This window comes from Streptomyces sp. ISL-10, from assembly GCF_018614575.1.
Lineage (GTDB): Bacteria > Actinomycetota > Actinomycetes > Streptomycetales > Streptomycetaceae > Streptomyces.
In genome coordinates, this window is record NZ_JAGGOJ010000007.1 from 164,662 (window position 1) to 187,351 (window position 22,690).

Annotated in this window: 19 protein-coding genes; 18 read left to right on the top strand and 1 reads right to left on the bottom strand. The window is 69.6% G+C overall.

Annotated elements, in window-relative coordinates; translation table 11 throughout:
- Nucleotides 1-104 precede the first annotated feature (104 nt).
- The 13 genes from typA (at nt 105) to J7E88_RS07485 (ending at nt 15,555) form a co-directional block, all read left to right on the top strand.
- On the top strand, nt 105-2,012 hold the full coding sequence (typA, locus tag J7E88_RS07425; RefSeq protein WP_215178534.1) for a translational GTPase TypA: 1,908 nt from the start codon (nt 105-107) through the stop codon (nt 2,010-2,012).
- Nucleotides 2,013-2,413: 401 nt separating this feature from the next.
- Nucleotides 2,414-4,030, top strand: a complete 1,617-nt coding sequence (locus J7E88_RS07430; RefSeq protein WP_215178536.1) for an ABC transporter substrate-binding protein — start codon at nt 2,414-2,416, stop codon at nt 4,028-4,030.
- Between the two features lie 155 nt (nt 4,031-4,185).
- Nucleotides 4,186-5,115: an ABC transporter permease gene (locus J7E88_RS07435; RefSeq protein ID WP_215178538.1), complete on the top strand. Its 930-nt coding sequence runs from the start codon at nt 4,186-4,188 to the stop codon at nt 5,113-5,115.
- Nucleotides 5,108-6,076, top strand: coding sequence for an ABC transporter permease (locus tag J7E88_RS07440; protein WP_215178540.1), 969 nt, complete (start codon nt 5,108-5,110; stop codon nt 6,074-6,076). Before J7E88_RS07435 ends, J7E88_RS07440 begins: the two co-directional genes overlap by 8 nt.
- A gap of 11 nt (nt 6,077-6,087) precedes the next feature.
- The gene (locus J7E88_RS07445) at nt 6,088-7,146 is read left to right on the top strand and encodes an ABC transporter ATP-binding protein (protein WP_215178541.1); all 1,059 of its coding nucleotides are present in this window, start codon (nt 6,088-6,090) and stop codon (nt 7,144-7,146) included.
- A complete protein-coding gene (locus J7E88_RS07450; RefSeq protein ID WP_215178542.1) occupies nt 7,139-8,290 on the top strand; it encodes an ABC transporter ATP-binding protein in 1,152 nt (383 codons plus the stop codon). The genes J7E88_RS07445 and J7E88_RS07450 overlap by 8 nt, the downstream gene beginning before the upstream one ends.
- A gap of 66 nt (nt 8,291-8,356) precedes the next feature.
- A complete protein-coding gene (locus J7E88_RS07455; RefSeq protein ID WP_215178543.1) occupies nt 8,357-8,497 on the top strand; it encodes a hypothetical protein in 141 nt (46 codons plus the stop codon).
- 57 nt (nt 8,498-8,554) lie between these two features.
- Nucleotides 8,555-10,183, top strand: coding sequence for an ABC transporter substrate-binding protein (locus J7E88_RS07460; protein WP_215178544.1), 1,629 nt, complete (start codon nt 8,555-8,557; stop codon nt 10,181-10,183).
- A gap of 72 nt (nt 10,184-10,255) precedes the next feature.
- Complete coding sequence (locus J7E88_RS07465) at nt 10,256-11,179, top strand: ABC transporter permease (protein ID WP_215178545.1); 924 nt, start codon at nt 10,256-10,258, stop codon at nt 11,177-11,179.
- Entirely contained in the window at nt 11,172-12,155 is a 984-nt protein-coding gene (locus tag J7E88_RS07470; protein WP_215178547.1) for an ABC transporter permease, read from the top strand. Before J7E88_RS07465 ends, J7E88_RS07470 begins: the two co-directional genes overlap by 8 nt.
- A 63-nt stretch (nt 12,156-12,218) precedes the next feature.
- The gene (locus J7E88_RS07475) at nt 12,219-13,190 is read left to right on the top strand and encodes an ABC transporter ATP-binding protein (RefSeq protein WP_285427519.1); all 972 of its coding nucleotides are present in this window, start codon (nt 12,219-12,221) and stop codon (nt 13,188-13,190) included.
- Nucleotides 13,183-14,196 (top strand): ABC transporter ATP-binding protein, encoded by a 1,014-nt coding sequence (locus J7E88_RS07480; protein WP_215178549.1) that lies wholly within the window; start codon nt 13,183-13,185, stop codon nt 14,194-14,196. Before J7E88_RS07475 ends, J7E88_RS07480 begins: the two co-directional genes overlap by 8 nt.
- A 258-nt stretch (nt 14,197-14,454) precedes the next feature.
- On the top strand, nt 14,455-15,555 hold the full coding sequence (locus J7E88_RS07485; protein ID WP_215178551.1) for a hypothetical protein: 1,101 nt from the start codon (nt 14,455-14,457) through the stop codon (nt 15,553-15,555).
- Nucleotides 15,556-15,564: 9 nt separating this feature from the next.
- Here the strand turns inward: J7E88_RS07485 and J7E88_RS07490 are convergent, their stop codons facing one another.
- On the bottom strand, nt 15,565-17,730 hold the full coding sequence (locus tag J7E88_RS07490) for an alpha/beta fold hydrolase (RefSeq protein WP_215178553.1): 2,166 nt from the start codon (nt 17,728-17,730) through the stop codon (nt 15,565-15,567).
- 169 nt (nt 17,731-17,899) lie between these two features.
- Here J7E88_RS07490 and J7E88_RS07495 point away from each other — a divergent pair, with 169 nt between their 5' ends.
- The 5 genes from J7E88_RS07495 to J7E88_RS07515 all read left to right on the top strand — a co-directional run bounded on the left by J7E88_RS07495 (nt 17,900) and on the right by J7E88_RS07515 (nt 22,678).
- Nucleotides 17,900-18,094, top strand: coding sequence for a hypothetical protein (locus J7E88_RS07495; RefSeq protein ID WP_215178555.1), 195 nt, complete (start codon nt 17,900-17,902; stop codon nt 18,092-18,094).
- A gap of 36 nt (nt 18,095-18,130) precedes the next feature.
- Nucleotides 18,131-19,168, top strand: a complete 1,038-nt coding sequence (gene mshB / locus J7E88_RS07500; RefSeq protein ID WP_215178557.1) for an N-acetyl-1-D-myo-inositol-2-amino-2-deoxy-alpha-D-glucopyranoside deacetylase — start codon at nt 18,131-18,133, stop codon at nt 19,166-19,168.
- Complete coding sequence (locus tag J7E88_RS07505; RefSeq protein WP_251022263.1) at nt 19,165-19,617, top strand: DUF6113 family protein; 453 nt, start codon at nt 19,165-19,167, stop codon at nt 19,615-19,617. The genes mshB and J7E88_RS07505 overlap by 4 nt, the downstream gene beginning before the upstream one ends.
- Before the next feature lie 244 nt (nt 19,618-19,861).
- Nucleotides 19,862-22,147: a hypothetical protein gene (locus tag J7E88_RS07510; RefSeq protein WP_215178559.1), complete on the top strand. Its 2,286-nt coding sequence runs from the start codon at nt 19,862-19,864 to the stop codon at nt 22,145-22,147.
- A gap of 171 nt (nt 22,148-22,318) precedes the next feature.
- The gene (locus J7E88_RS07515) at nt 22,319-22,678 is read left to right on the top strand and encodes a hypothetical protein (protein WP_215178561.1); all 360 of its coding nucleotides are present in this window, start codon (nt 22,319-22,321) and stop codon (nt 22,676-22,678) included.
- Nucleotides 22,679-22,690 lie beyond the last annotated feature (12 nt).

The following is a 22,690-nucleotide window of genomic DNA, read 5'->3' on the forward strand; positions in this document are numbered from 1 at the left end:
GGCGTGCCCGTACCATGGGACAAGCCGTGGCGTGTCCGCCCGGCGGGCGGACGAGGATCACGGTCCGACGCCCGATCCCACGATCGAGAGAAGCGCCAGCCAGCATGCCCACGCGCCACGACATCCGTAACGTCGCCATCGTCGCCCACGTCGACCATGGCAAGACCACCCTGGTCGACGCCATGCTGAAGCAGGCTGGTGCCTTCGCCGCGCACGCCGCCGAGCAGCTCGACGACCGGATGATGGACTCGAACGACCTGGAGCGTGAGAAGGGCATCACGATCCTGGCCAAGAACACCGCCGTGAAGTACCACCCCAAGGCCGGCGGGTCCCCGATCACCATCAACATCATCGACACCCCCGGCCACGCCGACTTCGGCGGCGAGGTCGAGCGCGGTCTGTCGATGGTGGACGCGGTCGTCCTCCTCGTCGACGCCTCCGAGGGCCCGCTTCCCCAGACCCGCTTCGTGCTGCGCAAGGCGCTCGCCGCGAAGATGCCGGTGATCCTCTGCATCAACAAGACGGACCGCCCGGATTCCCGGATCGCCGAGGTCGTCGACGAGACGTACGACCTGTTCCTGGACCTGGACGCGACCGAGGAGCAGATCGAGTTCCCGATCGTCTACGCCTGCGCCCGTGACGGCGTGGCCTCGCTGACCAAGCCGGAGGACGGCACCGTCCCGGCCGACAGCGACAGCCTGGAGCCGTTCTTCACCACGCTCCTGGAGCACGTCCCGGCTCCCGAGTACGACGAGTCCGCCCCGCTGCAGGCGCACGTCACCAACCTCGACGCCGACAACTTCCTCGGCCGTATCGCGCTGCTGCGCGTCGAGCAGGGCGAGCTGCGCAAGGGCCAGACCGTGGCCTGGATCAAGCGCGACGGCACGATCTCCAACGTCCGCATCAGCGAGCTGATGATGACGGAGGCGCTCACCCGCAAGCCCGCCGAGGTGGCCGGCCCCGGTGACATCTGCGCCGTCGCCGGTATTCCGGACATCATGATCGGCGAGACGCTGGCCGACCCGGAGAACCCGATCGCGCTGCCGCTGATCACGGTCGACCAGCCGGCGATCTCCATGACGATCGGTACGAACACCTCGCCGCTGGTCGGTCGTGGTGGCACCGGCAAGGGCGCCGACGCCAAGTCCGCGGTCAAGGACCGCAAGGTGACCGCCCGCCAGGTCAAGGACCGGCTGGACCGCGAGCTGATCGGCAACGTCTCGCTGCGCGTGCTGGACACCGAGCGCCCCGACGCCTGGGAGGTGCAGGGCCGCGGCGAGCTGGCGCTGGCGATCCTGGTCGAGCAGATGCGCCGCGAGGGCTTCGAGCTGACCATCGGCAAGCCCCAGGTCGTCACCAAGGAGGTCGACGGCAAGGTGCACGAACCCGTCGAGCGCATGACGATCGACGTGCCCGAGGAGCACATGGGCGCCGTCACCCAGCTCATGGGTGTCCGCAAGGGCCGCATGGACAACATGTCGAACCACGGCTCCGGCTGGGTGCGCATGGAGTTCGTCGTCCCCTCCCGCGGCCTGATCGGATTCCGTACGGAGTTCCTGACCAACACCCGCGGCACCGGCATCGCCCACTCGATCCACGAGGGCCACGAGCCGTGGTTCGGGCCGCTGGTCACGCGCAACAACGGCTCCCTGGTCGCCGACCGTTCGGGTGCCGTCACCCCGTTCGCGATGATCAACCTGCAGGAGCGCGGTGTGCTCTTCGTGGAGCCGGGCACCGAGGTGTACGAGGGCATGATCGTCGGTGAGAACTCGCGCTCCGACGACATGGACGTGAACATCACCAAGGAGAAGAAGCTCACCAACATGCGTGCTGCTTCCGCGGACAACACCGAGAACGTGGTCCCGCCGCGCAAGCTGTCGCTGGAGCAGTCGCTGGAGTTCTGCCGCGACGACGAGTGCGTCGAGGTGACCCCGGAGGCCGTGCGCATCCGCAAGGTCGTCCTCGACCAGAAGGAGCGCGGCCGCGCCGCCTCGCGCGCCAAGCACGGCTGACCTACCACGTCTTGACCGAACGGCCCGGCCCCCCGCAGACACTGTGGGGGGCCGGGCCGTTCGTCAACTCGTTTTCATGGCCCGAGTGTCCGCATATCGGCCGTCGCTCTCCGGAACATGTGTTAACGGTCCGTTTCGCGGGTGTCTGTCTGTGCTCGCTTTGTCCGGATTTCGATCCGTGAACACCTGCCGATGTTGTCAAAACGAGACCCTTTAAGTGTGGTTTACCGCCCGGACGTACTTAATAGTTGGCTCCGTTGAGCTCGGGTCAATGGGTCATGCGCTGTGGGGAGCGCCGACTCACGAGCACACTCGGGGCATTGACACAGCGTCGTCAGGGGTGTCGTCGCGACTTCCAGTGCCCTTCTTGTAGTGACAAGTGGACTCATGAGGAGGAACCCATGCGCGGTGCCAAGAGCGCCAAGTGGGTCGCGGGTGCGATCGTCGTTGCTCTGGCCGCGACTGCCTGTGGCAGCAGCGACAGTGGCTCGGACAAGAACAACGCCTCGGGCAAGCCCGCGGGCTATGTCTCGATCGACGTTGGTGAGCCGCAGAAGCCGCTGATCCCGGCCGACACCAACGAGAGCCTCGGCTCGTACGTGATTCAGTCGCTCTTCACCCAGCTGCTGGACTTCGACGCCAAGGGCAACATCGTCTACACGAACGCCGAGTCCGTGGAGACGGAAGACTCCAAGACCTGGACCGTGAAGCTCAAGCAGGGCTGGAAGTTCCACAACGGAGAGGCCGTCACCGCGCAGTCCTACGTGGACGCGTGGAACTGGTACGCCAACGTCAAGAACAAGCAGCAGAACAGCTTCTGGTTCAGCGACATCGCCGGCTACGCCGACGTGCACCCCGAGAAGGGTGACCCGAAGTCCGACAAGATGTCGGGTCTGAAGGTCGTGGACGACACCACCTTCACGATCGAGCTGACCGAGAAGGTCCCGTACTTCAACTACAAGCTGGGCTACGCCACGTTCGCCCCGCTGCCCAAGGTCTTCTACGACGACCCGAAGGCGTTCGGCCAGAAGCCCGTCGGCAACGGCCCGTACAAGTTCGAGAAGTGGACCCACAAGAAGCTCATCCAGGTCGCCGCGAACCCTGACTACCAGGGTCCGAACAAGGCGCAGAACAAGGGCATCCAGTTCAAGAACTACGCGACCGTCGAGGCCGCGTACCAGGACGTCGTCTCCGGCAACCTGGACATCATCCGCCAGGTCGGCCCGACCGACCTGCCGAAGTACAAGCAGGACCTCGGCGACGGCGCCATCGAGCAGCCGTACGCGGCGATCCAGACGCTCGTCCCGGCGTTCTACTCCGCGACGTTCAAGGACATGGACCCCAAGGTCCGCCAGGGTCTGTCCATGGCGATCGACCGTGAGACGATCACCAAGACCGTCCTGAACAACACCCGTACCCCCGCGACGAGCTTCACGCCGCCGCAGGTCAAGGGCAACCAGGACCTGGGCACGGACGTCTTCACGTACAACCCCACCAAGGCGAAGCAGCTTGTCACCGAGGGCGGCGGCGTCCCCGGTAACAAGATCATGATCCAGTACAACGCCGACGGTGGCCACAAGGAGTGGGTGACCGCGGTCTGCGAGTCCATCCGCAAGGCGACCGGTGTCGACTGTGTCGGCGACGCCAAGCCGGACTTCGCCACGGACCTGGAGGCCCGTGACAACGACCAGGTGAAGTCGATGTACCGCGGTGGCTGGGTGGCCGACTACCCGGTCAACGTCAACTTCATCAAGGAGCTCTACAACTCCAAGGCCGAGGCGAACAACGGTCGCTTCAACGACGCCGAGATCGACAAGATGATGGCGGAGGCCGACAAGGCCAGCTCCCTGGAAGAGTCCGTGAAGGGCTACCAGGAGGTCGAGAAGAAGCTGCTCGAGAAGATGCCGGCGATCCCGCTCTGGTACTACCGCATCAACGGTGGCCACGGCAAGGGCGTCGACAACGTCGCGGTGGACTTCCACGGCGACCTCGAGCTCACCGGAGTCACCGTCAAGTAAGCGCTCAGCGCTTGACGGGCCTTATCCCCACTCGGCCATCACCCGCCGCCGTCGGTCATCCGGCGGCGGCGGTGGTCCGGGGGCGCCCTGCTGCACAGGCGCGCCCTGCTGCACAGGCACGCCCCCGACCGCGTTAACCCCTCACGGAGGCACCTATGGGGCGCTACGTCGCACGACGACTGCTCCAGATGATCCCGGTGTTCATCGGGTCAACCTTTCTGATCTTCGCCATGATGTTCGCGCTCCCCGGCGACCCCGTAAGAGCGCTCATGGGAGACCAGGCGTTCGATCCCGCGATCGTCGCCTCGATCCGCGAGGATCTTGGTCTCGACCTGCCCCTGTGGCAGCAGTACCTGAACTACCTCGGGGGCCTGCTGCAGGGCGACTTCGGTACGGAGATCGCCAGCCAGCGCCCCATCGCCGACATCATCGGCCAGGCATTCCCCGTCACCATCCGGCTGACCCTCTTCGCGTTCAGCTTCACCGTGATCGTCGGCATCGCCCTCGGCATCGTCGCGGGCCTGAAGCCCGAATCGGTGCGCGACCGCGGCCTTCTCGGCCTGACCCTCGTGCTCATCTCGATGCCCTCCTTCGTGCTGGGCTACCTGATGCAGTACCTCTTCGCCTTCCAGTGGGGGCTGACCACGCCGACCGTGCAGGACTCCGAGAGCTTCGGCGACCTGCTGCTGCCGGCCATCGTCCTCGGGTCGCTCTCCCTCGCGTACGTGGCACGTCTGACCCGCACCTCGATGGCGGAGAACCTGCGCGCGGACTACATGCGCACCGCCGTCGCCAAGGGTCTGCCGCGCCGCCGCATCGTCGGCGTCCACCTGATGCGCAACTCCCTTGTGCCGGTGGTCACTTTCCTCGGCACCGACATCGGCAACCTGATGACGGGCGCGATCGTCACCGAGGGCATCTTCAACGTGCAGGGCGTCGGTGACGCCATCTACGAGGCGCTGTTCCGCCGCGAGGGCGCCACGGTCGTCGGCATCGCCTCGCTGATCGTCCTCGTCTACCTGCTCGCCAGCCTGCTCGTCGACCTGCTCTACGCGGTCCTGGACCCGAGGATCCGGTATGCCTGAGAAGACCGCCGCCACCGCGGCGTCCACCGCGACCGCCGAGGACACGACCGCCGCCGCGCCGGACACCGCGCTCACCGTCCAGGCTCCCAAGCCGGACAAGGCGCGCAGCCTGTGGTCCGACGCCTGGCGCGACCTGCGCCGCAACCCCCTGTTCCTGGTCTCCGCCGGGATGATCCTGCTGCTGCTGGTCATCGCAGCGTTCCCGGGTCTGTTCACGTCGGCCTCGCCGCGTGACGCCGACCTCGCCAACCACTTCCTGCAGCAGCCGAACTGGAGCCACTTCTTCGCCCCGGACTGGTTCGGCTACGACGGCCAGGGCCGCTCCATCTACGCGCGTGTCATCTACGGCGCCCGCGCCTCGATCGTCGTCGGTGTCGGCGTCACCGTCCTGGTGACGGTCCTCGGCACGATCGTCGGCATGCTGGCCGGCTACTTCGGCGGCATCACCGACACCCTGCTGTCGCGGCTCACCGACATCTTCATGGGCATCCCGTTCATGCTCGGTGCCCTCGTGGTCCTCACCAGCTTCGAGAAGCGTGCCATCTGGGTCGTCATCCTCGCCCTGGTCTTCCTCGGCTGGACCCAGATCGCCCGTGTCGCCCGCGGCGCGGTCATCACCGTCAAGCAGGCCGACTACGTGGTGGCGGCCAAGGCGCTCGGCGCCTCGACCACCCGCATCCTGTTCAAGCACGTGCTGCCCAACGCACTCGCCCCGATCATCGTCGTCGCGACGATCGCGCTCGGCGGCTACATCGCGGCCGAGGCCACGCTGTCCTACCTCGGTGTCGGCCTCGCCGATCCGACGGTCTCGTGGGGCGTGGACGTCTCCAGCGGCCGTGAGCAGCTGCGCAACGCGCCGTTCGTGCTGATCGTCCCATCGGTGATGGTCTCGATCACGGTGCTCTCGTTCCTCATGTTCGGCGATGCGGTACGCAACGCCCTCGACCCGAAGATGCGCTGAGGGAGGCGTACGTGACCATCATCGACAAAACAGCGGACGTCCCCGCGCCCCGGAGCTCCGGGGACTACGAGGGCGCACTGCTCGAAGTCCGCGACCTGCACGTGGAGTTCCACACACGTGACGGTGTCGCCAAGGCCGTGAACGGCGTCAACTACAGCGTGGACGCGGGCGAGACGCTCGCCGTCCTCGGCGAGTCCGGCTCCGGCAAGTCCGTGACGGCCCAGGCCGTCATGGGCATCCTCGACATGCCGCCCGGCCGCATCCCCAAGGGCCAGATCCTCTTCCGCGGCCAGGACATGCTCACCATGAGCAACGAGGAGCGCCGGAAGATCCGCGGCCGCAAGATCGCCATGATCTTCCAGGACGCGCTGTCCTCGCTCAACCCGGTGCTGTCCGTCGGCTACCAGCTCGGCGAGATGTTCCGGGTGCACGAGGGCCTGTCAAAGAAGGACGCCAAGGCCAAGGCCATCGAGCTGATGGACCGGGTGAAGATCCCCGCCGCCAGGGCCCGGGTCGGCGACTACCCGCACCAGTTCTCCGGCGGTATGCGCCAGCGCATCATGATCGCCATGGCGCTGGCCCTGGAGCCGGACCTGATCATCGCCGACGAGCCGACGACCGCCCTGGACGTCACCGTCCAGGCGCAGGTCATGGACCTGCTCGCGGAGCTCCAGCGTGAGTACAACATGGGTCTGATCCTGATCACCCACGACCTCGGCGTCGTCGCCGACGTCGCGGACAAGATCGCCGTGATGTACGCGGGCCGGATCGTCGAGACCGCCCCGGTGCACGAGCTCTACAAGCGGCCGGCGCACCCCTACACCCGGGGTCTGCTCGACTCGATCCCGCGCCTGGACCAGAAGGGCCAGGAGCTGTACGCGATCAAGGGCCTGCCGCCCAACCTGCTCAAGATCCCCACCGGTTGCGCCTTCAATCCGCGCTGCCCCAAGGCGGACGACATCTGCCGCACCGAGATCCCGGCGCTGGCGCCGGTGACCGAGCAGGACGGCACCGAGCTGGCGGGCCGCGGCAGCGCGTGCCACTTCTGGAAGGAGACGATCCATGGCTGAGCTCAAGAAGATCGACGAGGCCGTGGACGCGACTCCCAACGTCACCGAGGTGGAGACCGTCGAGGCGGCCACCGAGGAGGCGGCCGTGGCCGCACTCGACGCCACGGTCGAGCGCGGTGAGCCGATCCTCCAGGTGCGCAACCTGGTCAAGCACTTCCCGCTGACCCAGGGCATCCTCTTCAAGAAGCACGTCGGCGCGGTCAAGGCCGTGGACGGGATCTCCTTCGACCTCTACCAGGGGGAGACGCTCGGCATCGTCGGTGAGTCCGGCTGCGGGAAGTCCACGGTCGCCAAGCTGCTGATGACGCTCGAGTCCGCGACCGCGGGTGAGGTCTTCTACAAGGGCCAGGACATCACCAAGCTGTCGGGGCGCGCGCTGAAGGCCGTGCGCCGCAACATCCAGATGGTGTTCCAGGACCCGTACACCTCGCTCAACCCCCGTATGACGGTCGGCGACATCATCGGCGAGCCTTTCGAGATCCACCCCGAGGTGGCCCCGAAGGGCGACCGGCGCCGCAGGGTGCAGGAACTGCTGGACGTCGTGGGTCTCAACCCCGAGTACATCCACCGCTACCCGCACCAGTTCTCCGGCGGACAGCGCCAGCGCATCGGCATCGCCCGTGGGCTCGCGCTCAACCCCGAGATCATCATCTGCGACGAGCCGGTCTCCGCGCTGGACGTGTCGGTCCAGGCACAGGTCATCAACCTGATGGAGAAGCTGCAGGACGAGTTCAACCTGTCCTACATCTTCATCGCCCACGACCTGTCGATCGTCCGGCACATCTCGGACCGGGTCGGCGTCATGTACCTCGGAAAGATGGCCGAGATCGGCACCGACACGCAGATCTACGACCACCCGACGCACCCCTACACCCAGGCGCTGCTGTCGGCGGTCCCGGTCCCCGACCCGGAGGCCCGTGAGGGCCGCGAGCGGATCATCCTCACCGGTGACGTCCCGTCCCCGGCCAACCCGCCGTCGGGCTGCCGCTTCCGCACCCGGTGCTGGAAGGCCGAGGACAAGTGCGCCACCGAGGTGCCGCTGCTGGCGGTCCCTGAGCGCTTCAAGGGCTCGGACTCCCCGGCCGCGCACGAGTCGGCGTGCCACTTCGCCGAGGAGAAGGACGTCGTCCACGCGCATTCGTGAGCCGTGGGCACATCGGGCCCCGTCTGCCGCACCGCGGCGGGCGGGGCCTTGTCGTAGGGGAAGGCGATGGCCGGACGGGTGAACGAGTCGCGGGGCCTCGCCCGGTACGAGGCGCACGGGATGACCCTGCACCATGCCGTCGACACCCAGGAGGGTCACTCTCGCGGCAGCCGTACCGTCCACCCGGACGCCCTGAAAGTGCGTTAGATCCGCTATGGGGTGATATTCGGTCCTAGATCATGCCGATGACACGGGAGGAACCCCATGCGTGGAGCCACGCACGCCAAGTGGGCCGCATGTGCCGCCGTCGTCGCCCTGGTGGCGACGGGCTGCGGCGGTGGGGGCAACAGCGGAGCTGGTGGCGCCGACGGGATCGTCACATCCTCCTGGACCGACCCGCAGAACCCGCTGGAGCCCGCCAACACCAATGAGGTGCAGGGCGGCAAGGTCCTCGACATGATCTTCCGCGGTCTGAAGAAGTACGACCCGAAGACGGGTGCCGCCACCGACATGCTGGCCGAGCGGATCGAGACCACCGACTCCGTCAACTTCACCGTCACCCTCAAGGACGGCTGGACCTTCAGCAACGGCGAGAAGGTCACCGCGAGGTCGTTCGTCGACGCCTGGAACTACGGCGCCCACCTGAAGAACAATCAGAAGAACGCGTACTTCTTCGGCTACATCGAGGGATACGAGCAGGTCCACCCCGCCAGCGGCACCGCCCGCGCCGAGACCATGTCCGGCCTGAAGGTCGTCGACGACCGCACCTTCACCGTCAAGCTCTCCCAGAAGTTCTCCACCTGGCCGGACACTCTCGGCTACTCCGCCTTCGCGCCGCTGCCCAGGGCCTTCTTCGACGACCACGACGCCTGGCTCGCCAAGCCCGTCGGCAACGGCCCGTACATGCTCCAGTCCTACAAGAAGGGCTCCAAGGCGGAGCTGCGCCGCTGGGACGCGTACAACGGGCCGGACAAGGCGCAGAACGGCGGCATCGACCTCATCGTCTACACGGACAACAACACCGCCTACACGGACCTGATCGCCGGCAACATCGACCTCGTCGACGACGTCCCCGCCGCCCAGCTCAAGAACGTCCGGGCCGACCTCGGCGACCGCTACATCAACGAGCCCGCCGGCATCCTCCAGACCCTCGCCTTCCCCTTCTACGACAAGGCGTGGAACACCCCTGACGGGGCGGTGGTCCGCAAGGGCCTGTCCATGGCGATCAACCGGCAGCAGATCACCGACACCATCTTCCACAAGACCCGCACCCCCGCGAAGGACTGGACCTCCCCGGTGCTCGGCCCGGAGGGCGGCTCCGACCACGCGCTGTGCGGCGAGGCCTGCGAATACGACCCGGCCGAGGCGAAGCGGCTGATCGCGGAAGGCGGCGGCATCCCCGGCGGCCAGGTCAAGATCACGTACAACGCGGACACCGGCTCCCACAAGGACTGGGTCGACGCCGTGTGCAACTCCATCAACAACGCCCTCGGCAACGACCGGGCCTGCGTCGGCCGCCCGGTCGGCACCTTCGCCGACTTCCGCAACAAGATCGGCGAGAAGAAGATGCCCGGTCCCTTCCGAGCGGGCTGGCAGATGGACTACCCCCTGATCCAGAACTTCCTGCAACCGCTCTACTACACCAACGCCTCGTCCAACGACGGCAAGTGGACCAACAAGAAGTTCGACGACCTCGTCGACCGGGCCAACGCCGAGAGCGACCAGACCAGGGCCGTGGAGACGTTCAAGCAGGCCGAGGAGGTCGTACGGGACGAGATGGCCGCCATCCCGCTCTGGTACCAGAACGGCAGCGCCGGCTACTCGGAGCGCATCTCCGGCGTGGCCCTCAACCCCTTCAGTGTCCCGGTCTACAACGAGATCAAGGTCGACTGACGGCGGAAGCACCCGGCCCGGCGCGCACACTGTGCCGGGCCGTCACCCTTCCCACGACCCCCGGAGCTCTTCATGGGACGTTATGTGATCCGGCGTCTGCTGCAGATGATCCCGGTCTTCGTCGGCGCCACCCTGCTGATCTTCCTCATGGTCAACGTCATGGGCGACCCCATCGCCGGCCTGTGCGGGGACCGCCAGTGCGACCCGGCGACCGCCGCCCAGCTGCGCGGGGAGTTCGGACTCGACAAGCCGGTGTGGCAGCAATACCTGACCTACATGGGCAACGTCTTCACCGGCGACTTCGGCACCGCGTTCAACGGGCAGAAGGTCACCGAGCTGATGGGCGAGGCCTTCCCGGTCACCATTCGGCTGACCCTCGTGGCCATCGTCTTCGAGATCGTCATCGGCATCACCCTCGGCGTCGTCACCGGGCTGCGCCGGGGCCGCCCCGTCGACACCTCGGTGCTGCTGCTGACCCTCGTCGTCATCTCGGTGCCCACCTTCGTCACCGGCCTGCTGCTGCAACTGCTGCTCGGCTACAAGTGGGCAGTCGTCGACCCGTCCGTCTCCTCCGGCGCGCGGCTCGACGAGCTGATCGTGCCCGGCCTGGTCCTGGCCTCGGTCTCCCTCGCCTACGTCACCCGCCTCACCCGTACCTCCATCGCCGAGAACGCCCGCTCCGACTACGTCCGCACAGCCAAGGCCAAGGGACTGTCCCGGGGGCGTGTCATCCGCCGCCACCTGCTGCGGAACTCGCTCATCCCGGTCGTCACGTTCATCGGCACCGACATCGGCGCCCTGATGGGCGGCGCGATCGTCACCGAGCGGATCTTCAACATCCACGGCGTGGGCTACCAGCTCTACCAGGGGATCCTGCGCCAGAACACGCAGACCGTCGTGGGCTTCGTCAGCGTGCTCGTCATCGTCTTCCTGGTGGCGAACCTGCTGGTCGACCTCCTGTACGCCGTTCTCGACCCGAGGATCCGGTATGCCTGAGCAGCAGAGCCCCTATCAGGACTCCGCCCTCGTGGCCGGGGGAGCCGGCGGAGTGACCGACCTCGCCATGAGCGAGGGCGAGACCCTGGAGAAGACTCCCGGCGGGCCCGAGGGCACCGGGCCTTCGGGCAAGCCCCGCAGCCTGTGGTCCGACGCCTGGCGCGACCTGCGGCGCAACCCCGTCTTCATCGTTTCCGCCCTCGTCATCCTCTTCCTGATCGTCATCTCGCTGTGGCCTTCGCTGATCGCCTCGGGAAACCCGCTCGCGTGCGACCTCGCCAAGGCCCAGGAGGGCTCCCAGCCGGGCCACCCCTTCGGCTTCAACGGCCAGGGCTGCGACGTCTACACCCGTACCGTCTACGGCGCGCGGGCCTCCGTCACCGTCGGCGTCTGCGCCACCCTGGGCGTGGCCCTGCTCGGGTCCGTTCTCGGCGGTCTCGCCGGATTCTTCGGCGGCGCCCTGGACGCGGTCCTGTCCCGGCTGACGGACGTCTTCTTCGGCATCCCGGTGGTGCTCGGCGGCCTGGTGCTGCTGTCCGTCGTCACCAGCACCACCGTGTGGCCCGTCGTCGGCTTCATGGTGCTGCTGGGGTGGCCGCAGATCTCCCGTATCGCCCGCGGCTCGGTCATCACCGCGAAGCAGAACGACTACGTGCAGGCGGCCCGCGCGCTCGGCGCCTCCCACACCCGGATGCTGCTGCGGCACATCGCGCCCAACGCCGTCGCTCCGGTGATCGTCGTCGCGACCATCGCGCTCGGCACGTACATCGCGCTGGAGGCGACGCTGTCCTTCCTCGGCGTCGGCCTCAAACCGCCCACCGTCTCCTGGGGCATCGACCTCTCCGCCGCCTCTCCGTACATCCGCAACGCCCCCCACATGCTGCTCTGGCCGGCCGGTGCGCTCGCTGTGACGGTGCTCGCGTTCATCATGCTCGGCGACGCGGTGCGCGACGCCCTCGACCCCAAGCTGCGTTAGGAGGTGTCCGCCTTGTCCGCCGCGTCCGTCACATCCGCAGTGCCGCCCGCCGAGGCCGCGACGCTGCTCGAAGTCCGTGGTCTGCACGTGGAGTTCCGCACCCGCGACGGTGTCGCCAAGGCCGTTAACGGCGTCAGCTACAGCGTGGACGCGGGCGAGACGCTCGCCGTGCTCGGTGAGTCGGGCTCGGGCAAGTCCGTCACAGCCCAGGCCGTCATGGGGATCCTGGACATGCCGCCCGGCAGGATCGCCGGCGGCGAGATCCTCTTCAAAGGACGGGACCTGCTGACGCTCGGCGAGGACGAGCGGCGGAAGCTCAGGGGCGCGGAGATGGCCATGATCTTCCAGGACGCGCTCTCCTCGCTGAACCCGGTGCTCAGCGTCGGGGACCAGCTGGGCGAGATGTTCGTCGTGCACCAGGGCCTGTCGAAGAAGGACGCGAAGACCAAGGCGATCGAGCTGATGGACCGCGTGCGCATCCCGGCCGCGAAGGAACGCGTCGGGCAGTATCCCCACCAGTTCTCGGGAGGTATGCGCCAGCGCATCATGATCGCGATGGCGCTCTCCCTGGGGCCGGACCTGATCATCGCCGACGAGCCCACCACCGCCCTCGACGTCACCGTCCAGGCCCAGGTGATGGACCTGCTCGCCGAGCTCCAGCGCGAACTCGACATGGGGCTCATCCTGATCACCCACGACCTCGGCGTCGTCGCCGACGTCGCCGACAGGATCGCCGTGATGTACGCGGGCCGGATCGTCGAGTCCGCCCCGGTCCACGACATCTACAAGGCACCCGCCCACCCGTACACCAAGGGCCTGCTGGAGTCGATCCCGCGGCTGGACCAGAAGGGCCGGGAGCTCTACGCGATCAAGGGCCTGCCGCCCAACCTGATGCACATTCCGCCCGGATGCGCGTTCCACCCGCGCTGCCCGCTGGCGCGGGACGTGTGCCGCACGGACGTGCCTCCGCTGTACGAGGTGAACAGTGAACGCGGCAGCGCGTGCCACTTCTGGGAGGAGGCCCTCAATGGCTGAGGCGATCCTTGAGGTACGTGACCTGTACAAGCACTACCCGCTCACCCGCGGCGTCCTGTTCAAGAAGCAGGTCGGCGCGGTCAAGGCGGTCGACGGCGTCGACCTCGACCTGATCGCGGGCGAGACGCTCGGCATCGTGGGGGAGTCGGGCTGCGGGAAGTCGACGCTCGCCAAGATGCTCGTCCATCTGGAGCAGCCCACGTCCGGCTCCATCCGGTACAAGGGCGAGGACGTCACCACGTTGTCGGGGCGCGCGCTGAAGGCCGTGCGCCGCAACATCCAGATGGTGTTCCAGGACCCGTACACCTCGCTCAACCCCCGTATGACGGTCGGCGACATCATCGGCGAGCCGTACGAGATCCACCCCGAGGTCGCGCCCAAGGGTTCGCGCCGGCAGAAGGTGCAGGAGCTGCTGGACGTCGTGGGTCTCAATCCCGAGTACATCAACCGCTACCCGCACCAGTTCTCCGGCGGCCAGCGCCAGCGCATCGGCATCGCGCGCGGGCTCGCGCTGCGGCCCGAGATCATCGTGGCCGACGAACCGGTCTCCGCGCTGGACGTGTCGGTGCAGGCGCAGGTCATCAACCTGCTGGACCAGCTGCAGAGCCAGTTCTCGCTGAGCTATGTCTTCATCGCCCACGACCTGTCGATCGTGCGGCACATCTCCGACCGGGTCGGCGTGATGTACCTGGGACGCGTGGTGGAGATCGGCAAGGACGCCGAGATCTACGACCACCCCACCCACCCGTACACCCAGGCGCTGCTGTCGGCCGCGCCGGTCCCGGACCCCGAGGCGCGCGAGAGCCGGCAGCGGATCATCCTCACCGGGGACGTGCCGTCGCCGACGAACATCCCCTCGGGCTGCCGGTTCCGCACCCGGTGCTGGAAGGCGCAGGAGCGCTGCGCGCTGGAGGTGCCGCTGCTCGCGGTGCCCCCGCATCTGCGGACGACCGAGGGGCCCGTGCGGCACTCTTCGGCGTGTCACTTCGCCGCGGAGCTTGCCTGACACTCCGTCAAGGTGGGGTGCAAGGCGTGATAAATGCGCATCAAATTCGTTAACACACCGGCAACTTGACTGTCGCAACTCCGATATACGAACGCGTCAGGCTGAACAGCGTACGGCCGTGCGGGTGCCGTTGGCCGGCCGGGGTCTCGCCATATGACCCCGGTCGGCCGCCCGCCCCGCCCCGCCCCGTCCCGCCGCGCCCGTTCGCAGGCTTCCGTGCCCTTGTCCGGCGTCCGGCGCGGATGCAGGATCGTGGACGTGACCCTTACACAGGGGGCTCGGATCACGGGAGCGGCGCTCGCCGCCCTGCTCGCGCTGATCGCCGGAGCATGGATCCTCAGGGACCTTCTCACCGCCCAGGACCCCGCCGATCTGTGGGGGTTCTGGGCGGGAGACCTGCGCGGCAGGGGCGTGACCCCGCTGACGACGACGATCGCCGACCCGGTGCTGCTGCTGGTGTACGCGGCCGTGGCCGTCTGTGCACCGCGCTCACCGGTGGCGGCGTCCGCGCTGGTGGCCGCCGGAGTGGTCACCCTCGGCATCCGGCTGCCCTCCCTGTGGGTGCTCACCGCGCCCTACATGGACCTCCAGGCCACCGACGCATTGCGCACCCGGGCGCTGTACAGCGCTTTCGCCGCTCTGGGACTCGGCGTCGGGCTTCTCATCACGGCCGTCGCCGGACGCAGAGCCGCCGGGGACCACGGCGACGACCGGGGCCCGCGGCTCAGCACGGGCGTCCCGCAGCCGCGCACCCCGACCAGGCCCGCCCAATCGGTCGCGGTCCTTGCCTTCCTGCTGCTGGGCACGGCCGGTGCGGTCACCGTGGCCTGGCAGGTCCGCTGGGCGTACACGGCGGGCGCCGATGCCTACCTCGACCGCTTCACGGGTGGGGAACAGGCGCCGGTGCTGCTCCTTCAGCCGCCCTCGGCCTGGCTTGCCGCCGTGGTCGCCGTCCTCGCGCTCGTCGCGGCCGTCGGCGGGCTCTTCCAGGCCGTGCACACCAGGACGCTGGGGGCTGTCGCGGCTGTCCTGATCGCGGCCGACGGCGCGGTGGGGCTGGGCTTCGCCCTGCGGCAGAAGCTGTTCGACCGGTTCGTGGACCTCGGCCTGGAGAGCCAACTGCTCGTCGCCACCTGGCTGTTCGAGTCGGCAGCGGGCGCCGTGCTGCTCGTCGCGCTGCTGCGGCGCGGCGAGGAGGAGCCCTGCGCGCCGCCCGCGTACGGTTGTCCGCCACCGCCACCGCCACCGCCACCGCCACCCGGCGGCTACGGATACCCCCGCCCCGGCAGCGGCCCTCCGGCGGCCGGAGGGCCGTACACGCCTCCCCGGCCCCCGTCGTCCCCGCCGCCGGGCTGGTAGGGACGCCCGTCAGGCGAGCCCCAGCGACCGCTTCAGGAAGTCCACCTGGAGCAGCAGCAGGTTCTCCGCGATCTGCTCCTGCGGAGTCATATGGGTCACGCCCGTGAGCGGCAGCACCTCATGCGGCCGGCCCGCGGCCAGCAGCGCCGACGACAGCCGCAGCGAGTGGGCGACCACCACATTGTCGTCCGCCAGACCATGGATGATCATCATCGGCCGGTGCGGTGTCTCCGCCACCGTCAGACCGTCGTCGCCCACGAGGGAGTTGGCCTCGTACACCTCTGGCTGCGCGGCCGGATCGCCCAGATACCGCTCCGTGTAGTGCGTGTCGTACAGCCGCAGATCCGTCACCGGCGCACCCGCCACCGCCGCGTGGAAGACGTCCGGGCGGCGCAGCACGGCCATCGCCGCCAGGTAGCCGCCGTAGGACCAGCCGCGGATGGCCACCCGGTCCAGATCCAGCGGTTGCGATCCGGCCAGCCCGTGCAGTGCCTCGATCTGGTCGTCGAGCGTCAGCGTGAACGCGTTCTTGACCGCTTTCTCCCACGCGGGGGACCGGCCGGGCGCGCCCCGCCCGTCCGCGACGATCACCGCGAAGCCCTGGTCCGCGAACCACTGCGAGGTCAGATACGGATGGTGCGCGGCGAGCACCCGCTGACCGTGCGGCCCGCCGTACGGATCGAGCAGCACCGGCAGCGGACCGTCCGACTCCCGGTGGCCGGAGGGCAGGAGCACCGCGCACGGAATCCGGTGCTCGCCCGACTCGAACAGCCGCGGGCGGGCCGTGAGCACCGGCCGCTCCGCGTACGAGGCGACCTCGGCGATCTGCTTGCCGTCCCGCAGTACGCGTACATTCGCCCCCTTCGCCCCGCTCGTCCCGGTCGCCGACGACGCGAGGACCGTCACGCCGCCCGAGCGGACCGCCCCGTGCACTCCCGGCTCCTGAGAGACACGCTCCACACCCAGCTCGTTGACCCGGTACACATGGATCTCGCCGATCTCCGGGGCCGTGGCCTCGGCACCGGCCGCCGCCGACACCAGGACGTCGCTCTCGCCGATGTCCAGGACGGCCCGCAGCTGGAGCTGCGCGCCGGTCAGCACCCGGTCGCCCACCGCGAGCACCCGCGCACCCCCCTCGTCGGCGATCCGCACCAGGCGCCCGCCGCCGAAATCGTGCGCGTACGACGACTCGGGGGCCCAGGCGGGGACCCCGGGGGACAGTTCCAGCCACGCCGGATCCTCGTCCACGTGCACCGTCCGCGTGCCGCCCGTCTCCGGGTCGACCGCCAGATACAGCTGTGTGCACTGGTCCCGGGACTGCACCAGCAGCAGCGGCGGGCCGGCGGCCGACCAGTGCACCCGTGCGAGGTACGGAAAGCGCGCGCGGTCCCACTCGACCTCGGTGTGCCGGCCGTCCAAGGTGACGAAGTGCAGGCGGACATCGGCGTTGGGCGTCCCGGCCGCCGGGTAGGCGACCTCGGTCGGCTCACGGTCCGGATGCGCCGGGTCCGCGATCCACCAGCGCCGCACCTCCCGGTCGTCCACCCGCGCGACGAGCAGCCGGTCGGACTCCGGCGACCACCAGAAGCCGCGCGAACGCCCCATCTCCTCGGCGGCGATGAACTCGGCCAGACCCCAGGACGCGTTCCCGTCCCCCCGCTCCGCCAGCGCACGGTCCTCGTCGCCCTCGGCGCCCGTCACCCGCAGCGCTCCTCGGGCGACGTACGCGATGTGCCGCCCGTCGGGGGACGGCCGGGGATCGATCACCGGCCCGGCGGTGGTCAGTTCACGCGCCGTACCGGCCCGCAGTTCGGCCGCGAAGAGCCGCCCGGACAGGGAGAACGCCGCCAACTCGACCGCCTGGTCCACCGCGTAGCCGACGATCCCCGCCGACCCCTCACGGCTCCGCTCGCGCCGTGCCCGCTCCTCGGCCGGCAGGTGCTCCGCCGAGCCGCCGAGCAGCTCGCGCGGATCGGCGGCCGGCCGTTCCCGGGGCCCGGCGTCGTCGAGGTCGAGCACCCAGAGCAGGCCGGTCCGGTCCGTACCGGACGCCGATCGCAGGAAGACGACCCGCGAACCGTCCGGCGAGACCGTGAAGGACCGCGGAGCGCCGAGAGTGAAGCGCTGGGTCCGCGCCGACTGACGCGGGAAGGAGAGCTGCTGCGTCGCTGTCATGGCACCGAACCTAGGGCACCGGAGCCGCGCTTGTGCGCCCCCATGTGCTGCCGTGCACCGATCGATGCGTACGCACGGATAGTTATGATCCGTAGCGCAAGATGGGTATGACCCCCCTGGCACATGCGACTGGACCGTCCCTACCGAATATCTGTGGAGGTGAACCGCCGTGGCACTCTCGATTTCGGCGGTGGTGCTGCTGGCGATCGTCGTCTTCCTGCTGATCCGGAAAGCCGGGTTGAAGGGCGGACATGCGATGGTCTGCGTGTTGCTCGGGTTCTACCTCGCCAGCTCCTCCGTGGCTCCGACGATCACGGAGCTGACCACGAATGTGGCGGGAATGATCGGAGGCATCAAGTTCTGAGCCGACCGCTGGACCGCACGGCCTAGTCTGTTCGGTATGAAGGATCTTCCCGCCCGTCGTCTGCTCCTGGTGCATGCGCACCCGGACGACGAGTCGATCAACAACGGCGCCACGATGGCCCGGTACGCGGCCTCCGGCGCCCTGGTCACCCTGGTGACCTGCACCCTGGGCGAGGAGGGCGAGGTCATTCCGGCCGCTCTCGCGCATCTCGCGCCCGACCGGGAGGACCGGCTCGGCCCCCATCGCGCGGGCGAACTGGCCGCCGCGATGAAGGAGCTCGGCGTCAGCGACCACCGCTTCCTCGGCGGGCAGGGCCGGTTCCGCGACTCCGGGATGATGGGCGTCGAGCAGAACCACCGCGAGGGCGCGTTCTGGAACACCGACGTGGACGAGGCCGCCGCGCATCTGGTCGAGGTCGTCCGCGCCGTACGCCCCCAGGTGATGGTGACGTACGACCCCGACGGGGGGTACGGCCACCCCGACCACATCCAGACCCACCGCGTCGCGATGCGCGCCGCCGAGCTGGCCGCCGAGCCCGCCTACCGGCGCGACCTCGGCACCCCGCACACCATCGCCAAGATCTACTGGAACCGGGTCCCACGGTCGGCCGCCGAGGAGGCGTTCGCCCGGCTGCGCGCCACGGGGACGGACTTCCCCGGCATCGCCGAGACCGGCGACATTCCGGGTGTGGTGGAGGACACCGAGATCACCACGGAGATCGACGGCTCCGGGTACGCGGAGCGCAAGGCGGCCGCGATGCGCGCGCATGCCACCCAGATCGTGGTGGACGGCGACGTCTTCGCGCTCTCCAACGACCTCGCGCAGCCGCTGTTCGCCACGGAGTACTACCAGTTGGTCACGGGCGGCCCCGCCGCGCCGGCGGGTGAGCGCGAGCACGACCTGTTCGCGGGCCTGGCAGAGCCGGAGGCCACGCCGGGCGGCCCTGGGAGTGGACGTGCAGGCGGACGCGAGGGCCTACTTGAGGGCGGACTTGAGGCAAACGCGCCCTTCGGGAGAGTCTCACGAGGTGAGGATTCCGAGGGACTTGAGGGAACTTCGGGGGTGACCGCATGAGCGGTACGACCGGAAAGAGCGGTTCGGCCGGTAAGGGCGGAGCGGCCGGACCCGTCCCGGGATCCCTCCTCGTGCGCGCCCCGAGGCCCGGCCGCGCTCTCGCGTACCTCGGGCTCACCCTCCTGGGCGCGGTCGTCGGCATCACGGGCTCGCTGGTCCAAGGCGCCTGGCTCCCGGGCGGCTTGATGCTCGCGCTGGCCGCCACGGCCGCCCTGTTCTACGGCTCGCTGCGGGCCACCGGGACGCAGCTCGGCGTGGCCGCGTCCGCCGTCGGCTGGCTGCTGGCCATCGTCGTGCTCAGCGTCGGACGCCCCGAGGGTGACGCCATGTTCGCCTCCGGGATCGCGCCGCTCGTCTACATGCTCGGCGGCATGGCGGCGGCTGTGATCTGCGCCACCATGTCGCGGCTGCCGCAACCGGGCGGGGGGCCGGGCCGACTTGGCGGGTAGCCGCATCACGTACCCCCAGCGCGCAGCCGGTTCGGCGTGCCCCTAGGGTGGGTCGACCGACGGGCCGGGAAGCCCCTGAACCGGCCGCGCCCGTATGGCGCGCCGAAGGGCCGGCCGGGACCGCTTCCCGCGGTCCCGGGGTGTCCGTCGGCCGTGGCCAGTATGGTGGTGCGCGCCGCCGAGCCGCCCGCAGCAGTAGCTATCCAGTAAGAACGGGCGGCGAAGCCAACCGGGAGAACCTGCTTTGAGTCGTGAAACTGACAGTTCGTCCTCCGGCCCCCAGGGGGGCGGTGGCGCCGCGTACCCCTCGGGCACTCCGCCGTACGGATCCCGCCAGTATCCGTCGCTGCATCCGACGCAGGACGCTCCGGACGAGGGCACCGGCGCCGCTTCCCCGCGGCAGCCGGAGGAGAAGAAGACCGAGACCACGCTGACGACGCGGATCCGGATCAACATCCCGGGATCACGGCCGATCCCGCCCGTCGTGATGCGCACGCCGATGAGTGACACCGACGCCGGGCGGGCCGCGGCGGCCGACGCCGACGCTGCCGCGGGCGAGCGCGAGAGCGAGCGCACCGGCGGCGTTCCGCGGCCCGCGGCGGCGCCGGACACGGCCGGGACCCCGGCCCCGGCCGCCGAGGGGAAGTCCGCGCCGAGCGACTGGTTCGCGCCGCGCAAGTCCGCGACGCCCGCGCCCTCGCCGCAGGGCGGCCCGGGTGCGAACGGCTCGGCTGCGGTCGGCGGCCCCGGTGCGAACGGCTCCGGCGCCGGTGGTCCCTTCGGGCCCGGCGCGGACGACGGCGCACCCCGCAAGTCCGGCCTGGCGGCCCTCGCCGAGGACGCCGGTCCGGCGCCCGCCCTGCCCACGCGACCGCGCCCCGGCAACGGCACGCCCCCCGGCACGGGAACCCCCTACTTCCCCGACGGCCCCCAGCCCGGCCGGGGCAGCGCTCCCGGCCGGCCCGGTGCGGGCCAGTCCGGCAACGGTTTCGCCCCGGGCCAGTCCGGCAACGGTTTCCCCCCGGGTCAGTCCGGCCACGGTTTTCCCCCGGGCCACGGGCAGGGCGGTGCTCCGGGGCAGCCCGGCCCCGGCGGTGTCCCCGGCCAGGGCGGCAACGGCTTCGCTCCCGGCCGCAATACGCCTCCGCTGGGCGTACGCCCTCCGGGCGCGCCCGGCCGCTCAGGGCCGGCGGGTCCCACGACCGGCCCGGCCACCGGGAACATGTCGCTGGGCGGGATGCCCGGCGGCCCCGGCGTCGCACCCCGGATGTCCGACGACACCGCGGTGCTCACGCCGCAGAATCCGGCCTCCGAACCGGGCGGCGGTTATGTCTCCGGTGACACGCTCACCAGCGGCATCCCCGTGGTCCCCGAGGAGCACCGCTCCCCGTTCCCGACGCTGGACGGACCGCACTCCGGCCTCCGCGCCGGCCCCGACGCGGACCTGTCCCACGGCCCGCACGGGCCGGATGCCGACTTCTCCGCACCGGAGTTCCCGGCCGGACCCGGTGCCGGTCCTGCCGGACCGGCGGGCCCCGTGTCCCATGCGGACCCGACGCCCGCGTCCCGGCCCGCGCCGGCCGGGAAGGGCCGCTCCAAGCTGATGCTCGCGTGCGTCGGCGTGGTCGCTGTGCTCGGCATCGCGTACGGCGCGGGTCTGCTGCTCAACCACTCCGACGTGCCCAAGAGCACCACGGTCCTCGGCGTCGACATCGGCGGCGGCACCCGGGACGAGGCCGTCAACAAGCTCGACGCGGCGCTCGGCGAGCGGGCCAGGACGCCGCTCCAGCTCTCGGTCGGCGGCAAGAAGGCGGAGCTCGGCCCGGACAAGGCCGGCCTGTCCCTGGACAGCCAGGCGACGGTGCGTGCCGCCGCGGGCAGCGACTACAACCCCGTGTCGGTGATCGGCTCCCTGTTCGGCGGCGAACGCGTCGCCGAGCCCGTCATCCTCGTCGACGAGGAGAAGCTGAGCGTGGCGCTCGCGGACCTCGCGGGCGCGTCCGGTTCGGCCACCGACGGCACGATCCGCTTCGAGCCGGGCAAGGCGGTCGCCGTACCGGGCAAGGCCGGCCAGACCCTGGACGTCGGCCGCTCGGTGATCTCGGTCAAGGACGCGTACCGCGCCCAGGTCGAGACGGGCAAGCCGAACGTGGTGGAGCTGCCCGTCGCCACCCGCGAGCCGACGATCACGCAGACGGAGCTGGACCGGGCGATGAAGGAATTCGCCCAGCCCGCGATGTCCGGCCTGATCACGATCAAGGCGGGTGGCAAGTCCATCCAGTTCGGCCCGGCGAAGTCCCTGCCGCAGATCCTTTCGATGAAGGCGATCGACGGAAGGCTGGTCGAGGTCTACGACAAGCAGGCCATCGAGCAGCTGCTGGACGGCGTCTTCGACGGTGTCATGATCACCAAGGGCGACGGCAAGCAGCACGAGGTGTCCGCGGACGACGTGGCCCAGGCGATGGGTCCCGCCCTGCGCGGCAAGACGCCCGCGCAGCGCACGGCGGTCATCTCGCTCAACCCGAGCTGAGCGGCCACCACCGACACCGAAGCCCCTGCCCGCTCCTCCCGGGCGGGGGCTTCGCACACGGACCGTGCCGGCGGCTTTGCCGCTGTCGAAATCGCCCGGTCCCCGGGCCGGCCCGGCGCTGTCGTCCGAGCTCGGCTCCCTACCTCCGCCCGCCGCCCAGAAAGCGACGTCATGACCAGCGCGCGCCCGGCCCCGACCACCACCCTCTGGCGTCCCACCGGGCCCGTCGAGCTGGAGCTCGTACGGGAGTCGGGGTGGCGGGCGTGGCCCGCGCGCCTGCCCGAGCAGCCGATCTTCTATCCCGTGCTGAACGAGGACTACGCCGTCCGCATCGCGCGCGACTGGAACGTGAGATACGACGGCGCCGGCTTCGTCACACGCTTCGAGGTCGACTCCGCCTTCCTCGCGCGCTACCCCGTGCAGCAGGCCGGCGGCGAGACGATCCTGGAGCTGTGGGTGCCGGCCGAGGAGCTCGACGAGTTCAACGCGCACATCGTCGGCCCGATCGAGGTCGTCCACGAGTTCCGCTGAGGCCCGCCCTCG

What these genes read in the sequence shown, in the direction of transcription:
- typA (WP_215178534.1), top strand. Translation starts at nt 105, where the DNA reads ATGCCCACGCGCCACGACATCCGTAACGTCGCCATCGTCGCCCACGTC.
- J7E88_RS07430 (WP_215178536.1), top strand. Translation starts at nt 2,414, where the DNA reads ATGCGCGGTGCCAAGAGCGCCAAGTGGGTCGCGGGTGCGATCGTCGTT.
- J7E88_RS07435 (WP_215178538.1), top strand. Translation starts at nt 4,186, where the DNA reads ATGGGGCGCTACGTCGCACGACGACTGCTCCAGATGATCCCGGTGTTC.
- J7E88_RS07440 (WP_215178540.1), top strand. Translation starts at nt 5,108, where the DNA reads ATGCCTGAGAAGACCGCCGCCACCGCGGCGTCCACCGCGACCGCCGAG.
- J7E88_RS07450 (WP_215178542.1), top strand. Translation starts at nt 7,139, where the DNA reads ATGGCTGAGCTCAAGAAGATCGACGAGGCCGTGGACGCGACTCCCAAC.
- J7E88_RS07455 (WP_215178543.1), top strand. Translation starts at nt 8,357, where the DNA reads ATGGCCGGACGGGTGAACGAGTCGCGGGGCCTCGCCCGGTACGAGGCG.
- J7E88_RS07460 (WP_215178544.1), top strand. Translation starts at nt 8,555, where the DNA reads ATGCGTGGAGCCACGCACGCCAAGTGGGCCGCATGTGCCGCCGTCGTC.
- J7E88_RS07465 (WP_215178545.1), top strand. Translation starts at nt 10,256, where the DNA reads ATGGGACGTTATGTGATCCGGCGTCTGCTGCAGATGATCCCGGTCTTC.
- J7E88_RS07470 (WP_215178547.1), top strand. Translation starts at nt 11,172, where the DNA reads ATGCCTGAGCAGCAGAGCCCCTATCAGGACTCCGCCCTCGTGGCCGGG.
- J7E88_RS07480 (WP_215178549.1), top strand. Translation starts at nt 13,183, where the DNA reads ATGGCTGAGGCGATCCTTGAGGTACGTGACCTGTACAAGCACTACCCG.
- J7E88_RS07490 (WP_215178553.1), bottom strand. Translation starts at nt 17,730, where the DNA reads ATGACAGCGACGCAGCAGCTCTCCTTCCCGCGTCAGTCGGCGCGGACC.
- mshB (WP_215178557.1), top strand. Translation starts at nt 18,131, where the DNA reads ATGAAGGATCTTCCCGCCCGTCGTCTGCTCCTGGTGCATGCGCACCCG.
- J7E88_RS07505 (WP_251022263.1), top strand. Translation starts at nt 19,165, where the DNA reads ATGAGCGGTACGACCGGAAAGAGCGGTTCGGCCGGTAAGGGCGGAGCG.
- J7E88_RS07515 (WP_215178561.1), top strand. Translation starts at nt 22,319, where the DNA reads ATGACCAGCGCGCGCCCGGCCCCGACCACCACCCTCTGGCGTCCCACC.